This is a genomic window from Rhodococcus sp. LW-XY12 (genome assembly GCF_019317345.1).
GTDB lineage: Bacteria > Actinomycetota > Actinomycetes > Mycobacteriales > Mycobacteriaceae > Rhodococcus > Rhodococcus pyridinivorans.
The window spans coordinates 3,180,492-3,194,745 of sequence record NZ_CP079225.1 but is presented as its reverse complement, the minus strand read 5'-3'; the positions used below and the strand labels follow the sequence as shown (position 1 = coordinate 3,194,745).

10 protein-coding genes and 2 pseudogenes are annotated in these 14,254 nt (G+C 68.0%); 3 read left to right on the top strand and 9 right to left on the bottom strand.

Translation table 11 applies throughout. From position 1 onward, the window contains the following. Positions 1 to 12: 12 nt before the first annotated feature. From KXC42_RS14910 to KXC42_RS14900, 3 genes and pseudogenes are all read right to left on the bottom strand, one after another. Positions 13 to 852: pseudogene (locus tag KXC42_RS14910) on the bottom strand (thiolase family protein); the annotation flags it as partial. A gap of 37 nt (positions 853 to 889) precedes the next feature. After that, positions 890 to 1,094 (bottom strand): annotated as a pseudogene (locus KXC42_RS14905) (Zn-ribbon domain-containing OB-fold protein); the annotation flags it as partial. Between the two features lie 66 nt (positions 1,095 to 1,160). Then, positions 1,161 to 2,813 (bottom strand): MBL fold metallo-hydrolase, encoded by a 1,653-nt coding sequence (locus tag KXC42_RS14900; RefSeq protein ID WP_219129215.1) that lies wholly within the window; start codon positions 2,811 to 2,813, stop codon positions 1,161 to 1,163. A gap of 167 nt (positions 2,814 to 2,980) precedes the next feature. Between KXC42_RS14900 and KXC42_RS14895 the strand changes: the two genes are divergently transcribed. The 3 genes from KXC42_RS14895 (at position 2,981) to KXC42_RS14885 (ending at position 5,603) form a co-directional block, all read left to right on the top strand. Beyond that, positions 2,981 to 4,108, top strand: a complete 1,128-nt coding sequence (locus KXC42_RS14895) for an NDMA-dependent alcohol dehydrogenase (RefSeq protein WP_019289833.1) — start codon at positions 2,981 to 2,983, stop codon at positions 4,106 to 4,108. A gap of 52 nt (positions 4,109 to 4,160) precedes the next feature. Then, positions 4,161 to 4,973 (top strand): serine hydrolase, encoded by an 813-nt coding sequence (locus tag KXC42_RS14890; RefSeq protein WP_006554445.1) that lies wholly within the window; start codon positions 4,161 to 4,163, stop codon positions 4,971 to 4,973. Positions 4,974 to 5,096: 123 nt separating this feature from the next. Further along, positions 5,097 to 5,603, top strand: coding sequence for a DUF3145 domain-containing protein (locus tag KXC42_RS14885; protein WP_006554444.1), 507 nt, complete (start codon positions 5,097 to 5,099; stop codon positions 5,601 to 5,603). Between the two features lie 112 nt (positions 5,604 to 5,715). Here the strand turns inward: KXC42_RS14885 and KXC42_RS14880 are convergent, their stop codons facing one another. The 6 genes from KXC42_RS14880 to aceE form a co-directional block, all read right to left on the bottom strand. Continuing rightward, entirely contained in the window at positions 5,716 to 7,149 is a 1,434-nt protein-coding gene (locus tag KXC42_RS14880; protein WP_006554443.1) for an acyl-CoA carboxylase subunit beta, read from the bottom strand. 91 nt (positions 7,150 to 7,240) lie between these two features. Next, positions 7,241 to 8,497 carry a KasA/KasB family beta-ketoacyl-ACP synthase gene (locus KXC42_RS14875; RefSeq protein ID WP_162836414.1) on the bottom strand — a complete coding sequence of 419 codons (1,257 nt, stop codon included), beginning with the start codon at positions 8,495 to 8,497 and terminating at the stop codon, positions 7,241 to 7,243. Next, positions 8,494 to 8,772, bottom strand: coding sequence for a meromycolate extension acyl carrier protein AcpM (gene acpM / locus KXC42_RS14870; RefSeq protein WP_006554441.1), 279 nt, complete (start codon positions 8,770 to 8,772; stop codon positions 8,494 to 8,496). Before acpM ends, KXC42_RS14875 begins: the two co-directional genes overlap by 4 nt. Before the next feature lie 120 nt (positions 8,773 to 8,892). Further along, a complete protein-coding gene (locus KXC42_RS14865; RefSeq protein ID WP_024101330.1) occupies positions 8,893 to 9,810 on the bottom strand; it encodes an ACP S-malonyltransferase in 918 nt (305 codons plus the stop codon). A 128-nt stretch (positions 9,811 to 9,938) separates the two neighbouring features. Continuing rightward, the gene (locus KXC42_RS14860; RefSeq protein WP_006554439.1) at positions 9,939 to 11,252 is read right to left on the bottom strand and encodes a CdaR family transcriptional regulator; all 1,314 of its coding nucleotides are present in this window, start codon (positions 11,250 to 11,252) and stop codon (positions 9,939 to 9,941) included. Positions 11,253 to 11,318: 66 nt separating this feature from the next. Further along, positions 11,319 to 14,168 (bottom strand): pyruvate dehydrogenase (acetyl-transferring), homodimeric type, encoded by a 2,850-nt coding sequence (gene aceE, locus KXC42_RS14855; protein ID WP_219129214.1) that lies wholly within the window; start codon positions 14,166 to 14,168, stop codon positions 11,319 to 11,321. Positions 14,169 to 14,254 lie beyond the last annotated feature (86 nt).

Sequence of the window (14,254 nt, the reverse complement as noted above, 5' to 3'; positions counted from 1 at the left end):
ACGTGGTGCTCGGAGTGACAGGATCGATGCGGCTGCGGTGCCGGGGCACCGTGGACTTGGGCGAGGCCAACCTTCGGCTCGCCCGGAATCTGCCGCTCGCCGGCCGGACCGCGCAGCTGCAACACCAGTTCGTGGACCTGGCGGATGCCGGAGACGTCGACGGGTTCACCGTTGACGATGAGACCACCCGTCGGTGTTCGCAGGGAGGGATCCGCCGATCGCGGTGGCTCCCTCGACGCCCTCGGGGCCGATGCCGACGCCCTCGGGGCTGGTGCCGACGCCCTCGAAGGCGGCCTTGGCTGCGTAGACGGTGGGGGAGACGTCCTCCTCGACCGACGCCCACGTCACACGGACCTCGTACGCGCCGTAGGTGCGCGTGCGAATCGCGTTGGAGCGCAGGTAGACCGGCGTTTCGGTAGTGTGCTTCGACACCAGATCGCCGCGGCACATGATCACCGCTGCGGCAGCCTCGTCCGGCGCGCAGAACATCTTCGCCGTGAGCGGGTAGTTGAGCATCGGCGACGACAGAATGTCGTCGATGTTGAACTCCGTGCGGCGGAAGGCATTCGGGTTGAGGCCGCCGTTGCGGTAGTTCTTCGCCGCGACCCGTGCGAGCGTCTTGTGCGAGATGTTGTGGTCGATGGCGTAGCGGTTCGCCTTCATGCCGAAGAACTTGGTGGTGACGAACTGTCCGTTCTCGGCGTACCAGGCGGGCAGACCGAGCATGGCGGGATCGGCGGTGAAGCGGACGTCGCGCACGTGTTGAACACGTTGGTGAAGGGAATGCCGGTTGGCGCCGAATCTACCGAACGGGTGAAGGCCCACCCCGATGATGGCAACGTCGTTCACGATGTCGGGAACTCCTCGATGGGATGTGTGCGGATCAGATCGGCACGAAGCCCTGCGTGGTCCATGCCACGAGCGTGCCGCGACGCGGCAGCAGCAGCTCCGAGAAGTTTGCCCCGCTGCACCGGGGGGCAACGCGGCTGGGTGGGCCATGTGGTCGCGGAGCAGTCGTCGCAGCGGCTGCCGATGAGCTGCGGGTTCTCTGCCGGCCACGTGGATACGTCGGGCGCGAGCGCCTTCGTCGTCATGGTTCGTCCTCCGTTGTCCGATGCCGATGCGGCGGCCCTCGCCGCGGTCGAACATGAGGATCACGCTCAGAAACGGCGCCTCCGGCGGGGCGGAGGCTTGCGCCGGCCCGGCCTCGAGTGGCGCCGGTGCTCCTCCGGGGTCTGGGCACCCGTGCGGTATTCGTCGAGCACCTTCCGCATCGCAGCGATCGCGCGCTCCCGGGTGCGCGGGTCGTCGATCTCGAGCAGCTGGTCGCGCAGACCGGTAGCGAACTCGGCGTACTCGTTCTGCCAGTCGCGGCCGACGTGCACCGGCGCCGGGGGTGCGACCGTGGCGATGTGCTCGGGCGGACCGCCCGCCACGAGCCGGTATCGGGCGCCGATCTCCGGGACGACCACGTTCAGTCCGGCATCGAGGTCGTGCAGCGCCGCCGTGAAGGCGGCGAGCGCATCGGGTTCTCCGTGGTCGAGGAAGACTGCACCGGAGATCGGCGCGCGTTGCCCGACCCATTGCACCAACTCGCCGCGATCGGCGTGCGCGGAGTAGCTGTCGATCCGCCGGATCCGTGCCCGGACATCGATGTCCTCACCCGAGATCCGGACCTTCGAGGCACCCTCGAGGATCACCCTGCCGAGCGTGCCTTGCGCCTGATAGCCGACGAAGAGCACCGTCGAGTCGGGGCGGGCGAGGTTGTTCCGCAGGTGGTGCCGAACCCGTCCCGCCTCGCACATCCCGGAGGCCGCGATGATGATCGCGCGATCGTAGCTGTCGATCCGCATCGATTCCTCGGCTTCGGTGGTGTACCGGATGCCCGGATGGCGGAAGACGTTCCGGCCGTCGAGATCCTCGAGTTCTCCGGCATGTGCGGCGAAGACGTCGGTCGCGCGGATCGCCAGCGGGGAGTCGACGAAGACCGGCACCCCCGGAATACGCTCGTCATCGAGCAGATATCCGATGTCGAGCAACAACTCCTGGGTGCGTTCGAGCGCGAACGACGGCACGATCAGGTTGCCGCCCCGCCCGAGCGCCTCGTTCACCTCCCGGGCGAGGAGGTCGCGGCGCTCGGCGATCGTGAGTCGAGGGCGTGAGCGGTCCCCGTAGGTGGATTCGCAGACGACGTAGTCGAGTCCGGTCGGACCTTCCGGATCGGCGTGGAAGGCCTTCTGTTCCGGCCCCAGATCCCCCGAGAACAACATCCGCACACCGCCGGCCTCGATCTCCGCCGAGGCCGATCCCAGGATGTGTCCGGCATTCCACAGGCGGACCCGGAAACCGGGCGCCGGTTCGAACCACTCCTCGAGCGGTATCGGCCGGGCGCGCGAGGCGGCGAGCCGGGCGTCCTCCTCGATGTAGATCGGGTGGAATTCGGCGCGGTTCGCGCGGTCGCGTCGCCGATTGCGGCGCTGGGCCTCGAACTCCTGGATGCGAGCCGAGTCGGCAAGCATGAACGAGAGCAATTCCGCTGTGGGGGCCGTGCAGAAGATCGGGCCGTCGAAGCCGCGGGCGACGAGCTTGGGGAGCAGGCCGCAATGGTCGATGTGGGCGTGGGTGAGGATCACGGCGTCGACCGACTCCGGGGGGAACGCGAACTCTGCGACGTTCAGGTTCTCGAGGCTGCGGGAGCCCTGGAACAGTCCGCAGTCGATCAGGATCCGCGCGTCGCCGAGTTCGACCGTCGCGCACGAACCGGTGACGGTTCTCGCCGCCCCGTGGAAAGTGAGTTCCGGATTGTCGGACACGGCATCTCCTCGGACGCTCGGGCGGTGGTGACCCGCGGGACTGCCTCTCACCGTATCGAGCGCGGGTGTCCCACCGGACCGGGAAAGCATGTAGAACCTGTTCCAATTCTGTGCGATTGTGGCTATCGTCACGTGCACAACCGGCAATGCGATGGAGGGCGAGCCAGATGAAGACCAAGGGTGCAGTGCTGTGGGGCATCGACGAACCGTGGTCCGTCGAGGAGATCGACCTCGGCGATCCCGTCGCGGGCGAAGTGCAGATCCGCATGGAAGCCGCCGGCATGTGCCATTCCGACCATCACATCGTCACGGGCGCAACCCCGATGCCGTCCTTCCCCGCCATGGGTGGTCACGAGGGCTCGGGCGTGATCACCAAGGTCGGTGAGGGTGTGGTGGGTCTCGAGGTGGGCGACCACGTCGTGCTGTCCTTCATCCCTGCGTGCGGACGGTGTCCGTCCTGTTCCTCGGGGCACTCGAATCTGTGCGACCTCGGGGCGGGACTGCTCGGCGGCCAGGCGATCTCCGACGGCACCTACCGCATTCAGGCCCGCGGCGAGAACGTGATCGCGATGTGCCTCCTCGGCACCTTCTCGCCGTACATGACGGTCAACCAGAGCCAGGTCGTCAAGATCGACAAGGACGTACCCTTCGAGCTCGCGGCGCTGGTCGGCTGCGGCGTGCCCACCGGCTGGGGTTCGGCGACGAACATCGCCGAGGTCAAGGCCGGCGACTCGGTCGCCATCATCGGCGTCGGCGGTGTCGGCATGAGCGCTCTGCAGGGCGCCGTCGCCTCGGGTGCGCGCCACGTGTTCGCGATCGACCCGGAGCCGTGGAAGCGGGAGCAGGCGCTCAAGTTCGGTGCCACCCACACCTACGCCTCCATCGAGGAGGCCATCGTGCCCATCATGGAGATCACGTGGGGCCGCATGTGCCACTCGACGATCATCACCGTGGGCGAGATGAAGGGCGAGCTGGTCGATCCGGCACTGACACTCACGGCCAAGGGCGGCCGGTGCGTCGTCACGGCGATGGGCTACATGTCCGACATGGACGTCAAGCTCAACTCGTTCCTGCTCTCGATGCTGCAGAAGGACCTCAAGGGCAACATCTTCGGTGGCTGCAACGCGCGGGTGGACATCCCCAACCTGCTCGACCTGTACAAGTCCGGTCAACTGAACCTGGCCGACATGGTCACGCGTACCTACACCCTCGAGCAGATCAACGACGGATACCGGGACATGCTCGAGGGCAGGAACATCCGCGGCGTCATCCGCTACACCGAAGCCGACTGGTGACCGGTACCGACCGGTGACCCCGCGCCGCCGGGGCGTCTCGTAGGCTGATCGCGTGCACAGCCTCGATCTGCTCAGCGACTGGCCTGTCGACCGTTCCGCCGCCGCGGTGGTGACCCGCGACGGCGGAACGGTCGCGTCCAGGGGAGACCTCGACGAGGTCTTCCCACTCGCATCCGTGACGAAGCCGCTCGTGGCGTACGCCGCGCTGGTGGCCGTCGAGGAGGGCGCGATCGAGCTCGACCAGCCCGCGGGCCCCGCGGGGTCGACGGTGCGCCACCTGCTCGCCCACGCCTCCGGTCTGGCGTTCGGTGAGCGCACCGTGCAGACCGAACCCGAACGGAAGCGGATCTACTCGAGTGCGGGCTTCGAAGTGCTTGCCGAACTCGTCGAGACGGAAACCGGTATCGAGTTCCCGGAATACCTCCGGCAAGCGGTCTTCGAGCCGCTCGGCATGCCGTCCTCGTCCCTGCCGGGGCCGGCGGGTCACGGGGCGCAGTCGTCGGTCGCCGATCTCGCGTTGTTCGCGCGCGAGCTGCTCGACCCCGTGCTGGTCTCGCGCGAAACCCTCACCGAGGCGACCAGCGTGCAGTTTCCGGGTCTGAACGGACTCGTGCCCGGCTACGGGATGTTCAAGCCCAACGACTGGGGCCTCGGATTCGAGATCCGCGGTGAGAAGAATCCGCATTGGACCGCCACCGGTAATTCACCGCGTACTTTCGGTCATTTCGGTCAATCGGGCACATTCATTTGGGTAGATCCCGAAATTTCCGTCGCCGCTGTGGTACTTACTGATCGTGCGTTCGGAGACTGGGCCAAACCGCTCTGGCCTGCCCTCGGAGACGCGATCATCACCGAATTCACATGAACCTCTCTGGTTCGCTGGCGAAACACACGCCACACGGGCACACTTGTACGCAGCCTGCATGGAGAAGCCTTGGTCGACGAAGGTCGTTGGGGAAGACGTCCTGGTCGAACCGGAGGTGAATGTATGCGCGCATCCAACCAATTCGCGGATGCCACGGCGGGGGTGATCTATGTCCACTCCTCACCGGCGGCGGTGTGCCCGCACATCGAATGGGCACTGGCCGACATCCTCGACTGCCGGCCCGATCTCTCGTGGACGGGCCAGCCCGCCGCACCGGGGCTGCTGCGCACCTGCGTCGACTGGGTCGGGCCCGTGGGCACGGCCGCGCGACTGGCCGACGTGCTGCGGTCGTGGCCGATGCTCCGCTTCGAGATCACCGAGAATCCCAGCGAGGGCGTCGACGGCGAACGTTTCAGCTACGCCCCCCGACTGGGTCTGTGGCGCGGGTGCACCAGCGCCAACGGCGACATCGTCGTCGGAGAGATGCGTCTGCGCGCCATGCTGTCCTCCGCCGATGTCACAAGCGAACTGCACCGCGCCCTCGGAACGGCATGGGACGAAGAGCTCGAGCCGTACCGCAGCGGCGACGAAGGCGCTCAGGTGACGTGGCTCCGCCGGGACGTCGGCTGACCGCGGTCCGCCGCCCCGGCGACGCGACCGGAACGCACCCCACATCTTCCTGATACGAGAACACCGGCACCGCTCCGAGGAGCGGTGCCGGTGTTCTCGTGCTGTGTCCGGATCAGAGCGGAATATTCTTGTGCCGTCCGCGAACCGCGGGTGCGGCGGCGAGCGCGGCGGCCAGGGTGCTGCGCGTGGTGGCGGGATCGATCATCTCGTCGACCACACCGATGGCCATCGCACGACCGACGCCACCGGCGATCGCCTCGTGTTCGGCGGCGAGACGGTCGTGCAGCGCCTCACGCTCTTCCTCGGGAGCCGCGGCGAGGGCCTTCTTGTGGAGGATGCCCACAGCGGCCTTCGCGCCCATCACGGCCACCTCGGACTCCGGCCACGCGTAGACGGCGGTGGCCCCGAGCGCCCGGGAGTTCATCGCGATGTACGCGCCGCCGTAGATCTTGCGCGTCACCAGCGTGACACGGGGAACCTTCGCCTCGGCGAACGCGTGGAGCAACTTGGCGCCGCGTCGCACGACACCCTCCCACTCCTGGCTCACACCGGGAAGGTAACCGGGAACGTCGACGATGACGACGAGCGGAACACCGAAGGCGTTGCACATCCGCACGAAACGCGCTGACTTCTCGGCGCTCTCGGAGTTGAGGCAGCCGCCGAGGCGCAGCGGGTTGTTGGCGATGACCCCGACCGTGCGGCCGCCGAGACGGCCGAAGCCGGTGACGATGCTGCGGGCCCAGCCGGCCTGCAGTTCCTCGAAGGAGGACTCGCCGTCGACGTTGTCGAGCAACTGGTGGACGATCGGCCGCACGTCGTATGCGCGTCGCGGCGACGCGGGCATCAGCGCCCGCAGGTCGGTGTCGCCGAGTGTCGCTGCGACGACGTCGAATTCGCCCTGATCGGCCAGCATCGACACCAGGCGGCGGGCCCGGTGCAGGGCGTCGGCCTCGTCGTGCGCGGCGATGTGCGCGACACCGGACTTCTTGGTGTGCGTGTCGGGGCCGCCGAGCGACTCCATGTCGACCTGCTCACCGGTGACGCTGCGGACCACGTCCGGTCCGGTGACGAAGACACGGCCCTCGGGGGCCATGATGACGATGTCGGTCAGGGCCGGGCCGTAGGCGGCACCGCCGGCCGCGAAGCCGAGAACGACGGAGATCTGGGGGATCAGACCGGACGCGCGGACCATGGCCTCGAAGACCAGGCCGACGGCGTGGAGGGCTTCGACGCCCTCGGCCAGACGCGCGCCACCGGAGTGGAAGATGCCGACCACGGGGATCTCGTGGTCGATGGCGTGGTCGATGGCGGAGACGATGTGCTTGCATCCCTCGACGCCCATGGCTCCGCCCATGACGGTGGCATCGGAGCAGTATGCGACGGTGCGGATGCCGTCGACCTCGCCGACGGCGGCGAGGACGCCCGACTTGTCGCGGGTGTGCAGCAGTTCCAGGCTGCCCGGGTCGAACAGTTTCTCGAGACGGGCCAACGGATCTCTCGGGTCCACCGTCGTCTCACGCGGGGTGGCTGGATCCAGGATGGTCATCGGGTGCTCCTCGGGCAGACGCGGTGGTGGTGGGCTGCGGTGGAGGCTCCGGGTGGAGCCTCCACCGCATGGGGCGCAGCGGCGTCGACGGTCAGGCGCGACCGAATGCGAGCGCCACGTTGTGCCCACCGAAACCGAACGAGTTGTTCAGCGCGAAATCGATCCGGCCGGAACGTGGTTCGCCCTTGACCACGTCGAGATCGATCTCTGGATCCTGGTTCTCGAGATTCAGCGTGGGCGGGATGACCCCGTCACGCAGAGCCAGGACCGTGAGTACTGCTTCGAGTGCACCCACCGCACCGATCGAATGACCGAGCGCGGACTTGGGGGCGTAGATCGCGGCGTGGTTGCCCACGGCCGCGTTGATGGCCTTGGCTTCGGCCACGTCGCCGATCGGGGTGGCCGTCGCGTGCGCGTTGACGTGCCCGATGTCGGCCTTGGTGAGCCCGGCGGTCTCGATCGCTCGCCGCATGGCCCGAGCCGCTCCCGTACCTTCCGGATCGGGGGCGACGATGTGGTAACCGTCGGAGGTGATGCCGGCGCCGAGGATACGAGCGTGGATGGTCGCTCCGCGTGCCTTGGCGTGCTCCTCGCTCTCGAGGACCATCAGTGCGCCGGCCTCGCCGAAGACGAAACCGTCGCGGTCCTTGTCGAACGGACGCGAGGCGCCCTTCGGGTCCTCGTTGCGGGTGCTCAGCGCCCGCATCATCGCGAAGCCCGCGGTGGCGACCGCGTCCAGCTGACCCTCGACACCACCGGTGACGACGATGTCGGCGTCGCCGAAGGCGATCATGCGGAACGCGTTGGCGATCGCCTCGGATCCGGACGAGCACGCCGAGACCGGGGTGATGACCCCTGCGCGAGCACCGAGTTCGAGCCCGACGGTGGCCGACGGTCCGTTCGGCATGATCATCTGCACCGCGAAGGGCGAGACCTTGCGGTAGCCGCCGGCACGGAGCTTGTCGACGGCGTCGATGAGCGACTCGCCGCCACCGAGGCCCGTACCGATGACCACACCGAGACGGTCCTGGTCGACTTCGGGGCTGCCGGCGTTCTGCCAGACGGTGCGCCCGAGGGTGAGCGCGAGGCGCTCGACGAAGCTCATGCGACGGAGTTCCACCCGGGACAGTCCCTCGTCGGGGCTGACCTTCAGGGTTCCGCCGATGCGCACCGGGAGGTCGAACTCGTCGACGAATCCGCCGTCGATGGTGCCGATCCCGCTCTCACCGGCCAGCAGTGCTTTCCAGGTGGCGTCCACGTCGCCGGCGATCGACGTCGTAGCCGCGAGGCTGGTGACGACGACGTTGCGGAGTGCCCGAGGAGAAGGGGAGGTCACAGCAGAACTCATTCGTTGTCGTTCGTGGCCTGAACGCCTGCGGCCTCGAGCTTCTGGATGTAGTTCACGGCGTCACCGACGGTGCGCAGACCGGCGAGATCCTCGTCAGGGATCTTCACGCCGTACTTGTCCTCGGTCTGGACGGCGATCTCGACCATGGACAGCGAGTCGATGTCGAGGTCGTCGACGAAGGACTTGTCGACGGTCACCTCGGAGGGCTCGATGCCGGTGACCTCTTCGATGATCTCCGCGAGACCGGCGATGATTTCTTCCTGGGTGGCGGCCACGATGTGGCTCCCTTCTCGATCTGTCGACTATGTCGTTCGAAACCGGCCGGATGTTTCCGGTCGGGGGTCCGGGGAGGTCCCGGTGAGGTGCCCGTGCTGTGCGACGGCGCGCGCAGCAACCTAACCGAGTTGAAGACTTTCGGCCAGAGCGGAGATCTCCGCGGGGGTCTTGAGGGCGACGGTGGGCGTGCCGCGCATCTCGCGCTTGGCGATGCCCACCAGCGTGCCGGCGGGGGGAAGCTCGACGATCCGGCTCACCTGCGCCGCGCGCAGGTAGGCGGTGCACAGGTCCCACCGGACGGGCCGGGTGACCTGAGCTGCGAGACGTTCGAGGGCGTCGGCTCCGGAGGTGACGGGCTTGCCGTCGTAGTTAGACAGCAGCGTGTGCGTCGGATCCGATGGTGTGATCTTCGCCGCGGCGGCAGCCACGGCGTCCTGGGCGGGTGCCATGAATCGGGTGTGGAAGGCACCGGCGACCGGCAGGGCGCGGACGCGGGCCTTCTCGGGCGGGTTCGCAGCGAGTTCCTCGAGCGCACTCAGGCGCCCGGCTGCGACGATCTGACCGGCCGCATTCATGTTTGCGGGGGCCAGATCCAACTCGGCGAGGCGCGCGAGCACCTCGTCCTCGGCGCCGCCGAGGACGGCGGACATTCCGGTGGGTTCGAGGGCGCAGGCGCGGGCCATCTCGGCTCCGCGGACGGCGGCGAGAGCGACGGCGTCGTCGGCGCTGATGACACCCGCGATGGCGGCCGCTGCGAGTTCGCCGACGGAGTGGCCGGCGACGATCGTGTCGGCGGGCACGAGGCCGCGACGGTCGAGATCCTCGAAGGCGAGCAGGGCGGAGGCCACCACGAGCGGCTGGGTCACCGCGGTGTCGGTGATCTCCTCGGCGGTGGCAGTGGTGCCGAGACGCGCGAGATCCAGTCCCGCCGTCTGCGACCACCGGTCGATCCGGTCGCGCGCTCCGGACTGCTCGAGCCACGGGGCGAGCATTCCGGGTGTCTGAGACCCCTGGCCGGGGGCAAGCAGCGAAATCACGATCACCAGGGAACACCGCGAACGGGTGCCTGCGAGATGTCGGTAGCGATGAAAGGTTGCCCCTCGATTTGTAGGGTTCCCACAAATCTGCACGTCGGTGCTCGCTATCGGTGGAAAGGCCGGGGACGTTACGTGTCCGATTCGCGAATTGTGAATCGTGTGACAGGTGGTGCAGGCGATCTCAATTCGTTATGGCTTCGTGCCAGCCGGCCTACCGTGGCAGCGATTCGAAGCACGTACGCATCGCGAGGATTTGTGGGATCCCGACCCGTTACTTCTGTGATCCGCTTCAATCGATACCGCACGGTATTTGGATGAACAAACAGCTTCCGGGCGCAAGTCTCGACAGCGCCCCCACTGTCGAGGTATGCGTCCAGCGTGTCCGCGAGGGACGGCCCGGCGGCTGCGAGCGGGGCGACGACGAAGTCCTCGAGCGCGGCGATCGCGCCGGGATCACCGAGCAGCGCACGTTCGGGCAACAGCTCGGCGGCGTGCACCGGCCGGGGAGCCCCCGGCCACCCCACGACCGCCTCCATGCCGGCGAGCGCTTCGACGGCGGAGACGTGTGCGGTCGCCAGCGTCGGTGTCGTCGGACCGATCACCACCGGATCGTCGGAGAACGCGCGCATCAACTCGGAGCGGAAGTCCGCCGCGTCGACCGTCCCGTGCAGTTCACCGCTGACCACCATCACCAGGCGTTCGCCCTGCACCACCGCGAGAGCCGCGCGACCGTGCTCCTGGGCGACGGTGTGCACGGTGGTGATCACCGAGACGCCCTGGTCGGGCGGGGGAGTACCGACTATCACCGTCGCCGGGGCGGTCGCGTCCCAGTTGAGGGTCGCGGCCCGCGACTGCATGTCGGGCCCGGTGTCCCCACGCACCACGGCGTCGACGACGAGGGCCTCGAGCCGCGTGTCCCAGGCGCCCCGCGACTCGGCCGCCCCCGCGTACACCGCCGCGGCAGCGAAACCGAGCTCGCGCCCGTACCGCAGGATCGCCTCGGTGAGCGCCACGAGCTGTTCCTCGTTGCGGGCGAGGGCCGGCAGCCACTGCTCGAAGAACTCCATCGCCGCGCGGACCATGTCCACCGTCTGGCGCAGCGTCAGTCGCCGGGCGAGATCCTGCGGGATCATCTGGAAGGCGTCGAGGCTGAAGCGCAGGTCGCTGTCGGGATTGCGCACCCACTCGAGGAAGTCGACCACCGACGTCTGGATCACCAGCTGCACGGTCGACCGCTGCGACGCGTCGAGATCGGCGAAGAAGGGCAACTGCTCCTGCATGACGTGTACCGCTTCGGTGGACAGTCGCCCCGAGAACTGCTTGACCCGACGGAGCAGCGCGTCGGGCAGCGGTGCCCGCTCGGGACGGGACGGCGGTACCGGGCGTTCCCTGTGAACGCCCGGTACCTGCCCGGTCCGGCGGGGTTGCGGCTCGTCGACCATGGGACGAAAGTACCCGGCGCCCGCGACCCGGCCGGTTACGCCACTCGGACGTGACCGGCGGACGGATCAGGCGACGCCCGGATCCGCCATCGAGACCGGGGCGGCCGTCACGTCGTCGATCTTGTAGGTGCGGGCCGCCTCGACGGCCTTCTCACGATCGATCGCGCCTTCGCGGCCGAGTGCCGAGAGCACCGCGACCACCGTGGACTCGGCGTCGATGTTGAACACGCGGCGGGCGGCGCCACGGGTGTCGGAGAAGCCGAAGCCGTCGGCGCCGAGCACCGTGTAGTCGCCCGGAACCCACTTGCGGATCTGATCGGGCACCGCGCGCATCCAGTCGGACACCGCGACGAACGGACCCGCCGCGTCGTTGAGCACCGACGCGACGTACGGCACCGAGGCTTCCTCACCGGGGTTCAGCAGCGCCTGGCGGTCGCACTCGACGCCGTCGCGGCGCAGCTCGCCCCACGAAGTGACGGACCAGACGTCCGCGGACACTCCCCATTCGTCGGCGAGCATCTTCTGCGCACGCAGCGCCTCGGGCATCATCACGCCCGAGACCAGGATCTGCGCCTTCGGACCCGACTCCGGTCCCCGCTTGTACAGGTAGATGCCCTTGAGAAGACCCTCGACGTCGAGATCCTCCGGCTCGGCCGGCTGCGAGTACGGCTCGTTGTAGATGGTGATGTAGTAGAAGACGTCCTCACCGCCGAAGCCGTCGACACCCTCCGTGCCGCCGTACATCCGCCGCAGACCGTCGCGGAAGATGTGGGCGATCTCGTAGGAGAACGCCGGGTCGTAGGTGACCGCGGCCGGGTTGGTCGACGCGAGCAGCAGCGAGTGCCCGTCGGCGTGCTGCAGGCCCTCACCGGTCAGCGTGGTGCGACCGGCCGTCGCGCCGAGGGCGAACCCGCGTGCCATCTGGTCGGCCGCCGCCCACAGGCCGTCGCCCGTGCGCTGGAAACCGAACATCGAGTAGAAGATGTACACGGGGATCATCGGCTCGCCCTGCGTTGCGTAGGACGTCCCGACCGCCGTGAACGACGCCGTCGAACCGGCCTCGTTGATGCCCTCGTGCAGGATCTGCCCGACTTCGCTCTCCTTGTAGGCAAGCATCAGATCGGCGTCGACCGAGGTGTACAGCTGACCGTTGCGGTTGTAGATCTTCAGCGACGGGAACCACGAGTCCATACCGAAGGTGCGGGCCTCGTCCGGGATGATCGGCACGATGCGCTTGCCGATCTCCTTGTCGCGCAACAGTTCCTTGAGCACACGGACCGTCGCCATGGTGGTGGCGACCTCCTGCTTGCCCGAACCCTTGCGGACGACGTCGTAAGTCTTCTCCGCGGGCAGCGCCAACGGCTTCGCGGTGGTGCGGCGCTCCGGAAGGAAACCGCCGAGGGCCCGGCGACGCTCGAGCATGTACTGGATCTCGGGCGACTCGAAGCCGGGGTGGTAGTACGGCGGCATCTTCGGATCCTTCTCGAGCTCTTCGTCCGAGATCGGGATCCGCTGGATGTCGCGGAAGTACTTGAGGTCCTCGAGGGTGAGCTTCTTCATCTGGTGGGTCGCGTTGCGGCCCTCGAAGTGCTTACCGAGCGTGTAGCCCTTGATGGTGTGCGCGAGGATCACCGTCGGCTGACCCTTGTGATCCATCGCCGCCTTGTAGGCCGCGTAGATCTTGCGGTAGTCGTGGCCACCGCGCTTGAGGTTCCAGATCTGCTGGTCGGACAGGTCCTTGACCAGTTCCTTCGTCCGCGGGTCGCGGCCGAAGAAGTGCTCGCGCACGAACGCGCCGTCGTTGGCCTTGTAGGTCTGGTAGTCGCCGTCGGGGGTGGCGTTCATGAGATTGACCAGTGCGCCGTCCTTGTCGGCGTGCAGCAGGGCGTCCCACTCGCGGCCCCACACGACCTTGATGACGTTCCAGCCGGAGCCGCGGAAGAACGACTCCAGCTCCTGGATGATCTTGCCGTTGCCGCGCACCGGGCCGTCGAGACGCTGCAGGTTGCAGTTGACGACGAAGGTCAGGTTGTCGAGACCCTCGGTGGCCGCGACGTGCGCCAGACCGCGCGACTCCGGCTCGTCCATCTCGCCGTCGCCGAGGAACGCCCAGACGTGCTGATCGGAGGTGTCCTTGATGCCCCGGTCGTGCAGGTAGTGATTGAACCGTGCCTGGTAGATCGCGTTCATCGGGCCCAGGCCCATGGACACGGTCGGGAACTCCCAGAAGGTCGGGAGCAGGCGCGGGTGCGGGTACGAGGGCAGGCCGCCGCCGAGCGAGGCGTGGCTGTGCTCCTGACGGAAGCCGTCGAGCTGCTCCGTGCCGATGCGGCCCTCGAGGAAGGCTCGGGCGTAGATACCGGGGGAGGCGTGGCCCTGGATGAAGACCTGGTCGCCGCCGCCGGGATGGTCCTTGCCGCGGAAGAAGTGGTTGAAGCCGACCTCGTACAGGGCGGCGGACGACGCGTAGGTGGAGATGTGACCACCGACGCCGACACCCGGGCGCTGCGCGCGGGTGACCATGATCGCCGCGTTCCACCGGATGTACGCGCGGAAGCGACGCTCGACCTCCTCGTCACCGGGGAACCACGGTTCGCTCTCGGTGGGGATGGTGTTGACGTAGTCGGTGGAGGTCAGGGCGGGAAGGGAGACCTTGCGCTCGTTGGCACGCTCGAGCATGCGCAGCAGCAGGTAGCGCGCGCGGGTGGGGCCCGCGGCCTCGAGCATCCCGTCGAACGACTCGAGCCACTCTTCGGTCTCCGCCGGATCGATGTCCGGCAGATAGGAGGCCACACCCTCGCGGATCACCCGGACACGGTTGTCCTTGGTCGATGCCGGCTTGGCCGAGGAATCCGGTCCCGACGCGCCCGGTGCGGCGCCTTCTCGGGAGTCGGATCCGTGGATCAGGTCTGTCAACGTCTGCTCCTCATCGTGGTGGGCGCGTAGGTGGAGCGCCCTCTCCGTCGGCCGGCTCTTGTGGGAGCCGACGCAATCGACATCTG